A 15,670-nucleotide genomic window follows, 5' to 3' on the forward strand; every position below is an offset into this window, starting at 1 on the left:
AGGTCATTTCCGCGAATCGGCCGATCGGCGGTTGCACCGTCATTTAAGAAACGGTTAATGGCATCACAAGAGCATCACATCCCAACGTGCCGCCCCCCGGGCGAACAGGAGATCCGATGCCACCGCATGCCGCGCTGCCCTGCGCCGCCCCACCCCGCCCCACCGCCCACGGCCCGCGCCTGTGCGAGGTGCTGCGCGACGACCCCCGCCGCGCCGAGGTCGAGGCCTTCATCCACGGGGTCTTCCAGGAGCGCTTCGGCGCGCGGGTGCGCGGCTTCGCGCCGGTGCTCGTTGCCCTGCGCGACGCGCAGGACCGGCTCGTGGCCGCCGCCGGCTACCGCGCCGCCGACGGCGGGCCGCTGTTCCTCGAACGCTACCTGGAACACCCCATCGAACACCACCTGCAGATGGCCTCGGGCGCGCCGGTCTCGCGCGCACGCATCGCCGAGGTGGGCCACCTGGCCTCCATCCAGCCCGGCGAAGGCCGGCGACTGGTGGGTCTGATGGCCATGCTGCTGGCGCGCGAAGGCTTCGACTGGATCGTCAGCACCCTGACGCAGGAGCTGCGCCAGCTCTTCGTAAGACTGGGCGTGGCGCCGCTGGCCCTGGGCGTGGCCGACCCCGAACGGCTGGGCGAGCAGGCGGCCGACTGGGGCAGCTACTACGACCACCGCCCGCTGGTGCACGCCGGGCAGCTGCAGCTCGCGCTGCAGGCCATGCAACGCCGGAGCCGCGCATGACGCCCGCCCCCCTGATCCAGGGTGAACACCAGACCTGGGACGCCGCCGGCTGGCAGGCCGAGGTCCGGGGCGCGCGCCAGGCGCTGGCGACCACGGGCGCCCGCGTGGTCGCCACCCTGCTCGACAACGGCCCGGCCTTCGTGGTGCTCGACGAGGCCGCACTCGACGCCGGCCTGGTGCATGTGCCGCTGCCGCCCTTCTTCACCAGCCAGCAGGCCTTGCACGCGCTCGACGCCGCCGGCGTGGACACCCTCATCGCCAGCCCCCTGCTCGCCGCCCAGTGGCCCCAGTGGCCATGGGCCCCGCTGCAGGTCGCGGGCGAGACCCTGAGCATGGCGCACCGTCCGGCCACGCCGCGCGCCATGCCGGCCGGTACCGTCAAGATCACCTTCACCTCGGGCACCACCGGCCAGCCCAAGGGCGTGTGCCTGGGCCGCGAGGCGCTCGACGCCATTGCCAACGGCCTGGTGCAGGCGCTGGGGCCGCTGGGCATCGAGCGCCACCTGAGCGTGCTGCCCTACGCGGTGCTGCTCGAAAACGTCGCCGGCTCGATGGCGGCGCGCCGACAGGGCGCCACGCTGGTGAGCCTGCCCACGGCCCGGGTCGGCCTCAGCGGCTCGTCGCGCTTCGACCCCGCCACCTTCGACCGCGCCCTGCGCGTGCTCGATGTCCAGAGCGTCATCCTGCTGCCGCAGATGCTGCGCGCCTGGTGCGGCTGGCTGGCGCAGACCGGCCAGCGCGCCCACCCGGGCCTGCGCTTCGTGGCCGTGGGCGGCGCCGCCGTGGGCGCGCCGCTGCTGGCCCAGGCGAAGGCGCTGGGCGTGCCGGCGTTCGAAGGCTATGGGCTGTCCGAAGGCGCGTCGGTGCAGACGCTGAACCTGCCCGGGGCCGAGCGCGCCGGCAGCGCGGGCCGCGCCCTGCCGCACGCGCAGCTGCGCATCTCGCCCTCGGGCGAGATCGAGGTGCGCGGCAGCCTGCACCTGGGCTACCTGGGTGACACCGCGCCGGTCCCCGACTGGTGGCCCAGCGGCGACCTGGGCCGCATCGACGACGACGGCTTCCTGTTCATCGAAGGCCGGCGCAAGAACGTGCTCATCACCGCCTACGGCCGCAACGTGTCGCCCGAATGGGTCGAGACCACGCTGGCCGGCGAAGCCGCGATCGCGCAGGCGGTGGTGATGGGGGAGGGCCGGGTGCACCTGAGCGCGGTGATCTGGCCCACGCCGCTGGCAGGCAGCCTGCCCGCGGCCGCGATTGCCAGCGCGGTCGAGCGCGTCAACGCCCGGCTGCCCGACTACGCGCGCATCGGCGCCTGGACCGTCGGCGAGCTCGCCAGCGATCTCGCCAGCGGCCTCTTCACCCCCAACGGCCGCCCGGTGCGCGAGCGCGTGCAGGCGCGCTACGGCCCGGACCTGATGCCTCCCGTCACCGACGGCGGCGCCGCCACCGCCACCGCCCCCTGAATCCGAACCCGAACCCGAGACCCGCCATGAGCTTTCACACCACCCTCGTCTCCGACACCGAATCGGCGCGCCAGCGCCTGCTCCAGACACCGATCATCCAGGGCGCCCTGCGCGGCCAGGTGTCGGTCCCGAGCTACCTCGCCTTCCTCCGCGAGGCCTACCACCACGTGCGGCACACGGTGCCCCTGCTCAAGGCCATGAAGGCCGCACTGCCCGAGCACCACCGCTGGCTCGACGCGGCGCTCGACGAGTACATCGAGGAAGAGGCCGGCCACGACGAGTGGATCCTCAACGACATCGCGGCCTGCGGCGGCGACGCCGAGGCCGTGCGCCACGGCCGGCCGTCGGCCGCCACCGAACTCATGGTGGCCTACGCCTACGACACCGTGCAGCGCGGCAACCCGCTGGGCTTCTTCGGCATGGTGCATGTGCTCGAAGGCACCAGCGTCTCGCTCGCGCTGCTCGCGGCCGACGCCATCCAGCGCCCGCTGAACCTGCCCGACAGCGGCTTCTCCTACCTGCGCTCGCACGGCACGCTCGACCAGGAGCACACCGCGCACTTCGCGCTGCTGATGGACCAGATCGCCGACCCGAAGGACCAGCAGGCCATCGTGCACGCGGCGCGCATGTTCTACGGGCTCTACGCCAACGTGTTCGCCAGCCTGCCGATGCCCCAGCCCCAGGCCGGCGCCACCGCCGAGGCGACCGCATGATGCCGACCGGCTCGCGGGTTCTGCTCACCGGCGCCACCGGCGGCATCGGCCGCGCCATGCTGCGCGCGCTGCGCCGCAGCGGCGCCGCCACCATGGGCGTGTCGCGATCGCCCGCCGACTTCACCGCGTCCGACGCACCCGACCAGCCGCAGGTCTGGGTGCAGGGCGACCTGTCGCGGCCCGAAGACATCGACCGCGTGGCGCGTTCGGCCACGGCCTGGGGCGCCGACACCCTGGTGCACGCCGCGGGCGTGCCCGCCTTCGGCGCCTTCGACGAGCTCGACCCGGCCGAGGTCGCGCGCGTGCTGCAGCTCAACCTGTGGTCGCCGATCGCGCTCACGCGCGCCCTGCTGCCGCACCTGCGCCAGATGCCGCAGGCCCGCATCGTGTTCGTGGGCTCGGCGCTCGGGCGCATCGGCGTGCCGGGCTCGGCGGTGTACGGCGCCAGCAAGGCCGGCCTGCACCGGCTGGCCGAAGCGCTGCGGCGCGAACTCGCCGGCAGCGCCGTGGGCGTGCAGTGGCTCGCGCCCCGGGCCACGCGCACCGCGTTCAACAGCGCGCGCAGCGAGGCCTTCAACCGCGCCACGCAGACGCACAGCGACCCGCCCGAGGTGGTGGCCCAGGCGCTGATCGGGCTGCTGCGCAGCGGCGCCGCCGAACGCCACATCGGTTTTCCCGAACGCCTCGCGGTGCGCCTGAACGGCGTGCTGGGCCCGCTCATGGACGCGGGCTTCCGCAAGCACCGCGACGCACTCTTGTCCCTGCCCTCCGAAGGAAGCACCTCATGAAACGCCACACCCTTTTTGCCCCGCTGCTGGCCTGCGCGCTGGCGCTGCCGCTGTTCGCCGCCCATGCCGCCCCGGTCGACGACGCCGTGTCCACGCTGCAGCACGACTGGGAAACCATCCGCTACCAGGCGCCGCCCAAGGAGCGTGAGAAGCGCTTCGAGACCCTGAGCGCCAAGGCCCGCGAAGCCAGCCAGGCCTTCGCCGACCGCAGCGAGCCGCTGGTGTGGGAAGGCATCATCGTGAGCTCCTGGGCCGCCGAACGCGGCGGCATGGGCGCGCTCTCGCTCGTGAAGCAGGCCAAGGCGCTGTACGAGAAGGCGATCGAGATCGACGGCAAGGCGCTCGACGGCTCGGCCTACGCGAGCCTGGGCGTGCTGTACCACAAGGTGCCGGGCTGGCCCATCGGCTTCGGCGACAAGGCCAAGGCCGAGGCGCTGTTCAAGCAGGCGCTGGCGATCAACCCCAACGGCATCGACCCCAACTTCTTCTACGCCGAACTGCTCGCCGACACCGGCCGCGCCGACCAGGCCAAGGTCTACCTGGACCGCGCGCTGGCGGCCCCGGCGCGCCCCGGCCGCCCGCTGGCCGACGCGGGCCGCCGCGACGAGATCAAGGCCCTGCAGGCCAAGCTGGCCAGCGCGCGCTGAAGCGCGTGCCGTGGCGCGTGCCCTGGCGCGCGCCTCAGCCCCGGGCCCGCACCACCGTGACGGGCACCGGCGCCGCGCGCACCAGGTCGAGCGAGACCGAGCCGAGCACCCGATCGCTCAGGCCGCTGGCGCCCGCGCCCATCACGATCGCGTGCACGCCGTGGCGCTCGGCCACGTCGAGCAGGGCCTGCGCGACCTCACCGGTCTGCACCACCTCCTGCTCGAAGGCCACGCCGGCCGCGGCCAGCAGCTGCTGCGCGGGCTTGAGCAGGTCCCGCCCCGCGCCGTCGGCCACGCGCTGCAGCACGGCCGGGTCGGGCGCGGTCACCACCTCGTAGAGCGAAGCGCTTTCCTGCACATTGGCCAGCACGCAACGCAGCCGCAGGCCCTGGCCCACGAGCTGCAGCACGTGGTGCACCGCCGCGAGCGCCTCGGGCGAACCATCGATGGGGATCAGGACCTTGTGCATGGGGGACTCCTGTGGCGGTCAGTAAGGGCGTTCGTTGAAGACGCACCAGTACAGCTCGATGTGCCCGGCGACCTCGATGAACTTGTTGAAGCTGACCGGCTTCTCGATGTAGGAGTTCACGCCCAGGTCGTACGCGGCCTTGAGGTCGCGGTCGTCGCGCGAGGACGTGAGCACCACCACCGGCACGTGCCGCGCCTGCGGGTGCTCGCGGAAGGCCTTGAGCACCTCCAGGCCGCTCGCGCGGGGCAGGTTGATGTCGAGCAGCACCACGGCCGGCATGGGCTCGCCCGCGGCCCAGCGCGGCAGCCAGGCCAGCGCCTCTTCGCCGTCGCGCGCGACGATGATCTCGTTGGAGAAATTGCGCTTGCTGAACGCACGCAGCGTGAGGTCGAGGTCCATCGGGTTGTCCTCGACCAGCAGGATGGGCCGCAGCGGCACCTGTCGTGAGCTCATGACGGGAACTCCAGGAAAAACGTGGCGCCCTGGCCGGGCTCGCTCTCGGCCCACACACGGCCGCCCATGCGCTGCATGGCCTTGGCCACCAGCGCCAGGCCCACGCCGGTGCCGGGGTAGTCCTCGGCGCGCTGCAGGCGCTGGAAGATGCCGAAGATGCGGTCGTGGTACTTCATGTCGAAGCCCACGCCCTGGTCACGCACCCACACCAGGTGGCGATCGCCTTCGCGCCGCGCCCCCACCTCGACCTGCGGCGGCTGGCCCGGCTGCGCGAACTTGAGCGCGTTGCCCACGAGGTTGCGCAGCACCACGGCCAGGCCTTCGCGGTCGGTCATGAGCGAGATGTCCGGCACGTTCACCGCCACGCGCGCGCCGCTGCGTTCGAGGTCGGCGCCGAACTCGTCGAGCACACGCGTCACCGTGGCGTGCAGGTTCATGGTCTGCGGATCGAGCGTGCGGCGTTCCATGCGCGAATAGGCCAGCAGGTCGTTGATGAGCGCGCTCATCTGGCCCACCCCCCGCCGGATGCGGACGATGAAACCGCGCGCGTCGTCGTCGAGTGTGGGGCCGTACTCCTCTTCGAGCAACTGGCTGTAGCCGTCGATGCCGCGCAGCGGCGCCTTCAGGTCGTGCGACACGGTGTAGGTGAAGGCCTCGAGTTCGCGGTTGGCCACGCTGAGCTGCTCGGTGCGTTCGGCCACGCGACGCTCGAGCTCGGCATTGGTCTGCTGCAGCGCGATCTGCGCGCGTTTGAGTGCGGTGATGTCGAGCAAGGTGCCCGAGTAGCGCGAGCCGCCTTCGGGCGTTCGGTGGTGTTCGAGGCTGGCGCGGAACCAGCGCTCGGGACCGAGCTCGGGGTGGCGGCGGAATTCGGTGTGCATCACGCCGCCGCCGCTGCCGGCCGAGCGCATGAAGTCGGCGATGCGCTCGCGGTCGCCCGGGTGCAGGCAGTCCAGGTAGTCCGCGAGCGTGGCCGGCGGCCCGAGCGCGGGGTCGCGCCCGATGTTGCGGAACATCTGGTTCGACCACAGCACCAGGCGCTGCCTGGCGTCGTACTGCCAGCTGCCCAGGCCCGCAAGGCCTTCGGCCTGCTCCAGCAGCGCCTTCTGCTCGCGCAAGGCCTCGCTGGACTGCAGGGACTCGGTGATGTCCTGCACGGTGGCGAACAGGCGCTGCAGCGAACCGTCGGCCGCGCGCACGGCGCGCACGTCCAGCAGCGTGTGCACCAGGCGCCCGTCGCCGCGCACGAAGCGCTTCTGCATCATGTAATGGTCGGTCTTGCCGTCCATCATGGCCTGCAGCAGCTCGAGGTTGCGGTCCAGATCGGGCTGGGGCGTGAACGCGGTCCACGGGGTGCTGATCAGGTGCTCGCGCGTGTAGCCCAGGATCTCGCACAGGCGGTCGTTCACCTGCAGCCACTGCTTGCTGCCGGGCGACGAGATGCCCATGCCGATGAAGGGCAGGTCGTAGAACAGTCGCTGCACCTCGCTTTGCTCGCGCAGCGCGAACTGGGCCTGCTTCTGGGCCGTGATGTCGAGCAGGATGCCGCTGATGCTGTCGATGTCGCCATCGGCGCGGCGCGCGATCGAGGTGCGGTCGTCGACCCAGGCGTAGCCACCGTCGGCGCGGCGCAGCCGGTATTCCTGCCGGTACTCGTTGCGCCCGGCGGCCCAGTGGGCCGCGATCTCGGCGTTCATCTGGGCCACATCGTCGGGGTGCACGAGGTCGTCCCAGTCGATCGCGCCATTGAGCAGCTCCTCGGGCGCGTAGCCCCACTGGGCCACGTTGCGGCTCAGGTAGGTCATGGGCCAGCCGGGCCGGTTGGCCCATTCGATCACCACCGCGGGCGAGCGGTCGACCAGCGCGTGCAGGTGCCGCAGTTGCTGCTGCTGCTTCTGCAGACGCTCGGCCATGCGGTCGGCCTCGGCGCCGATCTGGCCGAGCTCGTCCTGGCCGCGCAGGCCGGTGCGGTGGTCGAGCCGGCCCTCGCCGAGCGCCGCGAGCGTGGCCGACAGGCGCTGCGCGCGGCGGAACCAAAGCAGGTGCAGCAGCACCGCGAGCGCGGCCACCACCACCAGCATGAGCAGCGATTCGCGCAGCACCTCGTGGCGCAGCTGGGCGTGTCGCTGGGCCAATGGCACGCCGAGGTCAACCACGGTGAACAGGCGCGACCCCGTGGGGTACGGCACCACGCCCACCAGTTCGTCGGTGCCGGCGCGCCGCTGCACCAGCACCGGCAGGGTCGGGCCGCTCACCGGGCCCCGCGCGAGGTCGCGCAGGTGGGCCAGCTCGGGCCGGGCGTTCAGCAGCGCGTCGAACGGGCGGCCGGCGTCGGCGCGCTCCAGCGCCGCGATCACCATGCCGTCGGCGCGCACCAGCATCGCCTCGGCCAGGCCCTGGTAACGCGCCAGGCCATCGATCACCTGCTGCACCAGCGGCTGCGGCGTGTCGGGGTTCTGCAGTCGCATGCGCGTCTGCTCCATCACCAGGCGCTCGAACAGGCGGCGCGACTCGGTCTGCTCCACCTGGGCGTCGAGGTCGCGCAGACCGCTGAGGTAGTTGACGCCGGTCGCCGCCAGCGCGAAGAGGCCGAACAGCACGGGCAGCCACCAGCGGCCCGGTGGCGTCCAGCGGTCGGCGCGCGGGCTCATGCCGCGCGCTCCCGCGTGGCCGCGGTCAGGCGCCGCAGCCCTAGCTCCCCTGATGGCGTCGTTTCGATCATGCCGTTGCCTCGCGCCGCGGCAGCATACCCTGCTCTGGTATCAATCAGGTGGCCGGCGTGGCCAGTGGCAGCGACACCACGAAGCACGCGCCCTGCCCGGGCTCGCTCTGCGCCACGATGCCGCCGCCGTGCGCTTCGGCGATCTGGCGCGCCAGCGCCAGACCCAGGCCGGTGCCTTCGTATTCGCTCTTGAGGTGCAGGCGTTGAAAGGGCTGGAACAGCCGGCCCAGGTGCTCGGGCGCGATGCCCAGGCCGTTGTCCTGCACCCGCACCGTGGCCCAGCCGTTGCGCGCGCTGGCGCTCACGTGCACGCGCGGCGTGCGCTCGCGCGGCACGAACTTCATGGCGTTGGTGAGCAGGTTCTGGAACAGCAGCGCGAGCAGGTTGGGGTGGCCCATGACCACGGGCAGCGGCTCGATCGTGAGCTCGGCGTTGGTGGCGGCCACGCGCGCCGCGAGCGCGTCGCGCAGCTCGGCGAGCACACGGTCCAGCGCCACCTCGACCGGGCGCTCGGGCTCGCCGCCCTGCAGCCGCGCGTAGCGCACCACGTCGTCGAGCAGGGTGCGCATGCGCTCGCTGGCGCGCAGCACCAGGCGCATGTACTGGTGCGCGTCGGGCGGCAGCAGCGCGCCGTGGTCTTCGTCGATCAGGCCCACGAACTGCGCGATGGTGTTGAGCGGCTCGCGCAGGTCGTGCGAGGCGATGCGCACGAACTGCACCAGGCTTTCGTTGGCCTGGCGCAGCTGGTCGGCGGTGCGCTGCAGGCGGTCGTGGCTTTCGCGCAGGTCTTCCACCGCCACCGCGAGCTTGAAGCGGTCCATGGCCGACATCTGCTTGAGCTGGTCGTTGGCCTGCTTCAGGCGCAGCTGGGTGCGCGCGCGCGCCTGCACGATCGCGGGGTGGATGGGCTTGGCGATGAAGTCGGCCGCGCCCTTGTCGAGGCCCGCCTGCTCGAAATCGGCCTCGGCGTGGCTGGTGACCATGATCACGGGCAGGCCCGCGAGCACCGGATCGGCCTTGATGGCGTCGAGCACCTCGAAGCCCGAGAGGCCGGGCATCTGCGCGTCGAGCAGCACCAGGTCGGGCACGCTTTCGGCGATGCGGCGCAACGCGTCGTGGCCGTGGGTGGCAAAGCGCAGCCGGCCCAGCGGGCGCAGCACCTTGGCCAGCGCCTGCACCATGCCGGGGTCGTCGTCGACGATCAGGATGTCGGGCAGCACCGCGTCGTTCATGAGGCCCCTCCGCCCGAGAGTTCGGCGCCGAGCAGCGCCGCGGCGGCGCCGAAGTCCAGCGCCTCGATGCGTTCGGCGAGTTCGCCGAAGCGCGGCGAACCCAGCCGCGCCTGCAGCGGGCCGCGCTGGGTCTCGAAGTGGCTCAGGGCTTCGAGGTCGTGCTGGTCGAGCAGCGCGTGCAGGCTGGCCACGGCCGCGTCGTCGGCCGGCGCCACGTCGGCCGCGGGTTGGGCGGCCGGTTCGCTTTGCTGCAGCCAGTGGCCGGCGGCCAGCATGAGGCGGCGCAGCGCCGCCTGCATGGCCTGCCAGGGCTCGGCCAGCGCGAGCGTGGTGGCGCCGTCGCGCAGCGCGTTCTCCAGTGTGCCGGCGCGCCGGTGCAGCGCGTCGGCGGCGATCAGGCCGGCGCCGCCGCGCAGCTTGTGCACGCGCGCGGCCAGGCGCTGGCGCTCCACGTCGGGCAGGTTGTCGGGCAGGGTCTCGTCGGCGAGCGCGCCGAACTCGTCGATCAGGCGGCGCAGGCTGCGGCGCAACAGGCCCTGGTCGCTGCCGAGGCGGCGCGCGGCCTGTTCGGCGTCGATGCCGTCGATGGTGGGCCAGTCGCTGGCCAGCGCCGGCGCGTTCGCGCTGGCCGCGGCCGGGGCCGCCTGGCGGACCACGCCGCGCAGGTCGAGCAGCTCGCCCACCGTGGCCATCAGCTGCTCGGGGTCGAGCGGCTTGGTGAGGAAACGGTCCATGCCGGCTTCCATGGCGCGGCGCCGCTCCTCGGCGAGCGCGCCCGCGGTGAGCGCGATCACGGGCAGTTCGCGCAGCGCATCGTCCTCGCGCATCTGGCGCGTGGCCTGCAGGCCGTCGAGCTCGGGCATCTGCACGTCCATCAGCACCACGTCGAAACCCGCGGGATCGTCGCGCAGCACGGCCAGGGCCTCGCGGCCGTTGCCGGCCAGGAACACCTGCGCGCCTTCGCGCAGCAGCATGTGCATGGCGATCTCCTGGTTGATCTCGCTGTCGTCGACCACCAGCAGGCGCGCACCCGCGAGCCGCTGCCCCTGCGGCGCCTGCGGCGCGCGCTGCGACTGCAGCACGCGGCCGCTGTGGCCGTGGCGCGCCACCACGCCCTGGTGCACCGCGTTGAACAGCACCGAGGCGTTGACGGGCTTGGTGAGGATGTCGTCGGCCAGGCGCAGGCGGTCTTCGCGGGCCACGCGCTCGCGTTCGCTGGCCGAGACCATGAGCGCGGCCGGCAGGCGTTCGAGGCCGAAGCGCTCGGCCAGCGCGGCCAGGGCCTGCAGGCCGTCCATGCCCTCACCCTGCTCGTTCTGCAGCTGCCAGTCGACCAGCATCGCATCGGGCAGCGGCTGGCCCTGGGCCACGCGGCGCTCGGCCCAGGCCAGCATGGCCTCGGCCGATTCGCACGATTCGGTGCGCCAGCCGAAGGCGCGCGCCATGTCGACCAGGGCCTGGCGCTCGCCGGCCACGTCGTCGACCACCAGCACCTCGAGCGCGGCGCTGCCCGGTGCGGGCAGCGCGCTGTCGGCGTGCATGAGCACCTCGAACCAGAAGCGGCTGCCCTGGCCCGGCGTGCTCTCGACGCCGATGCGCCCGTCCATGAGCTCGACCAGGCGGCGCACGATGGACAGGCCCAGGCCGGTGCCGCCGTGGCGGCGCGAGGTCGAGGCGTCGGCCTGCGAGAAAGGCTGGAACAGGCGGGCCTGCACCTCGGGCGGAATGCCTTCGCCGCTGTCGACCACCTCGCCGAGCAGGCGCACCCCGCCGGGCCCGGCCGCTTCGGCGCGCAGCCGCACGTCGATGCCGCCTTCGGCCGTGAACTTGAGCGCGTTGCCCAGCAGGTTGGTGAGGATCTGGCGCAGCCGCAGCGCGTCGCCGCGCACCTGCGCGGGCAGGCTGGCGTCGCCCTGCACCAGCAGCTTCAGGCCCTTGGTCTCGGCCTGCTGGCGGAACACGGCGTCGAGCTCGGCGAGCAGCGAAGCCGGCGCAAAGGGTGCTTCTTCGAGCGTGAGCGCGCCGGCCTCGATCTTGGCCATGTCGAGCACGTCGTTGACGATGCCCAGCAGCGACTGACTCGCCATCTGCGACTTGGCCAGCAACTGCTGCTGGCGCGCGGTCAGCGGCGTGTCGCCCATGAGGTGCGACAGACCGATGATGGCGTGCAGCGGCGTGCGGATCTCGTGGCTCATGTTGGCCAGGAACTCGCCCTTGGCGCGCGACGCCGCCTCGGCCGCGTCGGTGGCGGCCACGAGGTCGGTGATGTCGATGCAGAAACCCACGGTGTGGCCGTCGGGCATGCGGTTCTCGAGCATGCGCACCACGCGGCCGCCGCGCAGGCGCTGCACGAAGGCGCTGTTGCCCGCGCGGTGCAGCTCGATGCGGTGCTCGACCCAGTCGGCGCCTTCGCCCAGGCCGTCCATGTCGACGATCTGGCTGCGCGCGTGGCTGGCGCGGATGATGTCCTCGAACGGCGTGCCGGGCTGCAGCTTGTCGATCACCAGCGCGTAGAGCTCGCGGTACTTGTCGTTGCACAGCAGCAGGCGGTCGTCGGGGTCGTAGATGACGAAGGCCTCGTCCACCGTGTCGATGGCGCCGCGCAGCAGGGCCTCGCTGCGCGCCACGTTCTGCTCGGCGCGCTTGCGCTCGCTCATGTCCATGTAGGTGGTGACGAAGCCGCCCCCCGGCATGGGCGTGCCGCGGATCTCGATCGGCGTGCCGTCGGGGCGCACGCGCTCGAAGCGGTGCGCCACCGGGTGGCGCGCGCGCTCGACCAGCTGCGCCACCATGACCTCCACGTCGCACGGGCCGTACTCGCCGCGCAGGGCGTTGAAGCGCATGATTTCCTCGTAGCTCGGCACGCCGCGCGCGAACAGCGCGCCCAGGCCGAGCAGGCTCACGAACTCGGTGTTCCAGGCCACCAGGCGCAGGTCGGCGTCGAAGGCGCTGAGCGCGCAGGGCATGTGTTCGAGGATGCTGTGCTGCAGCGCGTTGATGCGCAGCAGCTCGGCTTCCATCAGGTGGCGCTCGGTCACGTCCTGCATGGCGCCCACGATCTGCGAGACCGTCATGGTCTCGTCGTAGATCGGCTCGCCCACCAGGCGCACGCGCCGCGGGTTGCCGCGCGCGGTGGTGAACTGCACCTCGACGTCGAAGGGTTCGCCCTCCTTGCGCGCCAGCCGCAGGGCCTGCAGCAGCGTGCGGCGCGCCTCGCCTTCGTAGAAGCGCAGCGGCATCGAGGGCTCGATCGGGTGGTCGGGCGCGAGCTCGTGCATGGCGTACATCTGCGGCGTCCACACCACCGTCCAGGCCTTGAGGTCGAACTGCCAGCCGCCCACGCCGGCCACGCGGCCGGTGCGGTTGAGCAGCGCCTCGCTCGCGGCCAGGCGCTGCTGGGCCTCCTTGGCGGCCGTGATGTCGCGGTGCGTGCCGTACATCCACAGCGGCTGGTGGTCGTCGGTCCAGCTGTTCACGCGGCCGCGGTCCAGGATCCAGACCCAGTGGCCATCGCGGTGGCGCATGCGCAGCTCGCACTCGTAGAGGTCGATCTCGCCCGCGAAGTGGCGGTTGAGCTCGGCGCTCGAGCGGTCCTTGTCTTCGGGGTGCACCAGCTGGTGCCAGATGTTGGGGCCCAAGGCCTCGACCTCGGCCAGCGTGTGGCCCAGCATCTCGGCCCAGCGCGCGTTGTAGCGGCGCTCGCCGGTCTGCACGTTCCATTCCCAGGTGCCGGCGTTGGTGCCGCGGATGATGTTCTCGAGCCGCTGGCGCTCGTGCGACAGGCTCGCGGTGCGCTCGCGCACCTGCTGCTCCAGGCTTTCGTTGAGCAGGATCACCTCGCGCTGCGCGGCGCGCTCGTCGGTGATGTCGCGCACGATCGCCGCGGCACCCGCGGCACTGCCGTCGGGCGCGAAGATGGGCGACAGCGTGATCGAGACCTCGACGCGGCGGCCGTCGCGCGTGCGCAGCCAGCGCTCCATGTGCGGCGCGTCGCCCGCGCCCTGCTCGCCTTGCACCTCCACCTCGGCGCCCTCGTCGTCGGGCGGCACCACCAGCGATTCGAGCGTTCGGCCCGCGGCCTCCTCGGCGCTGTAGCCGAACAGCACCTGCGCCCCGCGGTTCCACGAGGTGATGGCGCCGTCGTTGTCGAGGCCGATGATGGCGTCGCTGGTCTGCTCCACGATGGCGGCGAGCCGCAGGCGCTGGCGGCGCGCTTCCTCGCGCCGGCGCACGCTCACCCAGTACAGGTACAGCACCACCTGGCCCGCGAGCAGCGCCACCGCCAGGTAGGGCAGGCGGTGGCGCAGGCCGGCCCAGGCCTGGGCCTCGACCTCGCGCTGCGGCAGCGAGACGTGAAAGCGCAGCACGCCGACGTCGGTTTCGGGGTTGGCGCGCGCCTCGGCCATGCCCACCAGCAGCACGCCGTCGGTGGCGTCGGACCAGCGCGGCGCGCCGCCCGCGCGGTAGGGCGGCACACGTTCGTGGTCGTCCTGCCAGCGGCGCGGCTTGCCCAGGTCGAAACCGAACTGGCGCGAGGGATCGGGGTGGTGCACGTAGTCGCCCGCGGCGTTGGTGACCGTGACCGCGGCGCCGGCCGGCGGCCGCGCGGGGAACTGCTGGGCCACCCGGTCGCGGTCCACGTGCATGACCACCAGGGCCACAGGCAGGTTGGCCTCGTTGAACACCGGCGTGGCGTAGCGCATGGCGGCGCGGTGCGGCACGGCCACCTGGCCGCCCTCGCGGTGCAGCGACAGGTCCGAGGTGTACACCTGCCCCGGCCCGAGCCGCTGCGCGTCGCGCAGGTCGCGCAGGCTGTCGTGCTGCTCGAGCATGGTGTGCGGCACCACGTGCACGCCGCTGTCGTTGCGCTGCACGCGCACCAGCTCGCGGCCGCCGTCGGCCAGCGCCACCAGGCGCACCAGGTACACGTCGGGCGTGGTCTCGAGGAAACCGACGAAGAACTGCTGCAACCGCGCTTCCCATTGCGCCTGCGCCGCGCGGCCGCGCGGATCGATGCCGCCGTGGTCGAGCGCATGCAGCGCGTCACTGACCGCGGGCGCACCGGCGATGAAGCTCAGCGAGCGGCGGCGATAGGCCTGCTGTGCCTGCGTGGTGCTGGCGAAGGCGCGCGCGCTGTCGTCGAGCACGCGCTGGCGCTCGCTCACCGCCTGGCCGAGCTCGAGGCGGTAGCCCACGAAGGCCCAGAGCGAGAGCACCAGCGCACTGACCAGCAGGCTGCGGCGAAACAGCGTGCTGCCGAAAAAGGTCCACAGGCCCACGGCCGCGCGCACGGCGGCCACCCGCGGCTCCCCCGTGGCGGCCCGCTCGGGGGCGAGGGCCGCCTCTTCGCGCTGGCCCACCATCCACAGGTACAAGGCCGCGGCCAGCGCGCTGACCAGCAGCACACCGTAGGCGAACACGGTGAGCGGCGGTGCACCGGCCACGCCGTCGACCAGCGCGGTGGTGGCGCGCGTGCGCACGGTCCACTGGCGTCCGTGCACCGAGAGGGGCACCGAGTGCTCGAAGCCGGGCACCACCGCGCCTGTGCCGGCGCGCTGGTGGAAGGGCGCGAGGTCGGCGCCGTCGGTGAGCTCGATCTGCACCTCGTGCGCGCGCGGGCCGAGCTGCGACAGCACCTCGTCGAACACCAGGGGCGCGTACACCCAGCCCACGGTTTCGCTCCAGCGGGTCTGCGGGTCGGCGCCCGGATCGGCGCGGTACACCGGCACCAGCAGCAGCAGGCCGCGGCGCGAGCGGTCCACCCCGAGGTCGAGCGCCACCGGCGGCGTCAGGCGGGCGCGCCCGGTCTGGGCCGCGGCCATCGCGGTCTCCCGGCGCAACGGTTCGGAGCCGATGTCCAGCCCCGGCCCGCCCAGGTTTTCCTGGGTGGGGTACAGGTACTGCACCACCATGCGGTCGCCCTCGTGGGCGTCGAACTGGCGCACCCGGAACGAGGGCTGGCCGTCGGCGCGCATGGCGATCTCGAAGTCGGTCAGGCGATCGGCCGGCACGCGGCGGATGAAACCGAAACCGCGCGCGCCCGGGAATTCGGTGGTGAGGTCGCGCGTGCCCACGTAGGCCTCGAAGGCGCGGCGCCGGATGTCGGCGCCGCCGGCCGCGGCGATCGCGCCGCGCGCGCCGCGCAGGCCGTACTCGTACAGGCGCAGCCGGTCCTCGATGCGCTGCACCACCTCGGTGGTGTCGCTCTCAAGGCGTTCCTGGACGCGCGCACGCCAGTCCAGGTGCGCCCAGCCCGCGATGACCGCGCTGAGCATCACCCCCAGGCCCCAGGCCATCCAGGCCCGGCCACGCGGCGTCTGGCGCCAGCCCTTGTTCAATTCCTGCGGCTCCCGGGCCCGCGGGCCCGCGTGGGTTCAACGGTCCGGCGGCTGCAGGCAGCGACCGGTGCGGTGCGAGCGCCCGCGACGGGGCCAGCACACGCG

Annotated in this window: 10 protein-coding genes; 5 read left to right on the plus strand and 5 right to left on the minus strand. The window is 72.8% G+C overall.

Annotated features, from left to right (window positions below; genetic code table 11):
- Positions 1 to 116 precede the first annotated feature (116 nt).
- Genes WDZ95_RS05700 through WDZ95_RS05720 form a run of 5 tightly spaced genes read left to right on the plus strand, consistent with a single transcriptional unit; the run spans position 117 to position 4,351 of the window.
- Complete coding sequence (locus WDZ95_RS05700; RefSeq protein WP_166230131.1) at positions 117 to 740, plus strand: thermostable hemolysin; 624 nt, start codon at positions 117 to 119, stop codon at positions 738 to 740.
- Positions 737 to 2,203: an AMP-binding protein gene (locus WDZ95_RS05705; protein ID WP_425776838.1), complete on the plus strand. Its 1,467-nt coding sequence runs from the start codon at positions 737 to 739 to the stop codon at positions 2,201 to 2,203. The genes WDZ95_RS05700 and WDZ95_RS05705 overlap by 4 nt, the downstream gene beginning before the upstream one ends.
- Positions 2,204 to 2,229: 26 nt before the next feature.
- Positions 2,230 to 2,916 carry a TenA family transcriptional regulator gene (locus tag WDZ95_RS05710; protein ID WP_425776840.1) on the plus strand — a complete coding sequence of 229 codons (687 nt, stop codon included), beginning with the start codon at positions 2,230 to 2,232 and terminating at the stop codon, positions 2,914 to 2,916.
- The gene (locus WDZ95_RS05715; RefSeq protein ID WP_425776842.1) at positions 2,913 to 3,704 is read left to right on the plus strand and encodes an SDR family oxidoreductase; all 792 of its coding nucleotides are present in this window, start codon (positions 2,913 to 2,915) and stop codon (positions 3,702 to 3,704) included. Before WDZ95_RS05710 ends, WDZ95_RS05715 begins: the two co-directional genes overlap by 4 nt.
- The gene (locus WDZ95_RS05720; RefSeq protein ID WP_425776844.1) at positions 3,701 to 4,351 is read left to right on the plus strand and encodes a tetratricopeptide repeat protein; all 651 of its coding nucleotides are present in this window, start codon (positions 3,701 to 3,703) and stop codon (positions 4,349 to 4,351) included. The genes WDZ95_RS05715 and WDZ95_RS05720 overlap by 4 nt, the downstream gene beginning before the upstream one ends.
- 34 nt (positions 4,352 to 4,385) lie before the next feature.
- On the opposite strand, the gene WDZ95_RS05725 is transcribed toward WDZ95_RS05720, so the two are convergent.
- From WDZ95_RS05725 to WDZ95_RS05745, 5 genes are all read right to left on the minus strand, one after another.
- The gene (locus WDZ95_RS05725) at positions 4,386 to 4,820 is read right to left on the minus strand and encodes a universal stress protein (protein WP_425776846.1); all 435 of its coding nucleotides are present in this window, start codon (positions 4,818 to 4,820) and stop codon (positions 4,386 to 4,388) included.
- A gap of 18 nt (positions 4,821 to 4,838) precedes the next feature.
- Positions 4,839 to 5,273, minus strand: a complete 435-nt coding sequence (locus tag WDZ95_RS05730; protein ID WP_166230119.1) for a response regulator — start codon at positions 5,271 to 5,273, stop codon at positions 4,839 to 4,841.
- Positions 5,270 to 7,924 (minus strand): PAS domain-containing protein, encoded by a 2,655-nt coding sequence (locus tag WDZ95_RS05735; RefSeq protein WP_425776848.1) that lies wholly within the window; start codon positions 7,922 to 7,924, stop codon positions 5,270 to 5,272. The genes WDZ95_RS05730 and WDZ95_RS05735 overlap by 4 nt, the downstream gene beginning before the upstream one ends.
- Before the next feature lie 115 nt (positions 7,925 to 8,039).
- On the minus strand, positions 8,040 to 9,227 hold the full coding sequence (locus WDZ95_RS05740) for a sensor histidine kinase (RefSeq protein ID WP_425776850.1): 1,188 nt from the start codon (positions 9,225 to 9,227) through the stop codon (positions 8,040 to 8,042).
- Positions 9,224 to 15,565 (minus strand): PAS-domain containing protein, encoded by a 6,342-nt coding sequence (locus WDZ95_RS05745; protein ID WP_425776852.1) that lies wholly within the window; start codon positions 15,563 to 15,565, stop codon positions 9,224 to 9,226. Before WDZ95_RS05745 ends, WDZ95_RS05740 begins: the two co-directional genes overlap by 4 nt.
- Positions 15,566 to 15,670: the final 105 nt, after the last annotated feature.

This window comes from Hydrogenophaga sp. T2 (genome assembly GCF_049843535.1).
GTDB lineage: Bacteria > Pseudomonadota > Gammaproteobacteria > Burkholderiales > Burkholderiaceae_C > Hydrogenophaga > Hydrogenophaga crocea.

Bases quoted from the DNA above. Each gene is read 5' to 3' on its own strand.
- WDZ95_RS05710 (WP_425776840.1), top strand. From the start codon at position 2,230: ATGAGCTTTCACACCACCCTCGTCTCCGACACCGAATCGGCGCGCCAG.
- WDZ95_RS05715 (WP_425776842.1), top strand. From the start codon at position 2,913: ATGATGCCGACCGGCTCGCGGGTTCTGCTCACCGGCGCCACCGGCGGC.
- WDZ95_RS05740 (WP_425776850.1), bottom strand. From the start codon at position 9,227: ATGAACGACGCGGTGCTGCCCGACATCCTGATCGTCGACGACGACCCC.
- WDZ95_RS05700 (WP_166230131.1), top strand. From the start codon at position 117: ATGCCACCGCATGCCGCGCTGCCCTGCGCCGCCCCACCCCGCCCCACC.
- WDZ95_RS05720 (WP_425776844.1), top strand. From the start codon at position 3,701: ATGAAACGCCACACCCTTTTTGCCCCGCTGCTGGCCTGCGCGCTGGCG.
- WDZ95_RS05730 (WP_166230119.1), bottom strand. From the start codon at position 5,273: ATGAGCTCACGACAGGTGCCGCTGCGGCCCATCCTGCTGGTCGAGGAC.
- WDZ95_RS05725 (WP_425776846.1), bottom strand. From the start codon at position 4,820: ATGCACAAGGTCCTGATCCCCATCGATGGTTCGCCCGAGGCGCTCGCG.
- WDZ95_RS05735 (WP_425776848.1), bottom strand. From the start codon at position 7,924: ATGAGCCCGCGCGCCGACCGCTGGACGCCACCGGGCCGCTGGTGGCTG.
- WDZ95_RS05705 (WP_425776838.1), top strand. From the start codon at position 737: ATGACGCCCGCCCCCCTGATCCAGGGTGAACACCAGACCTGGGACGCC.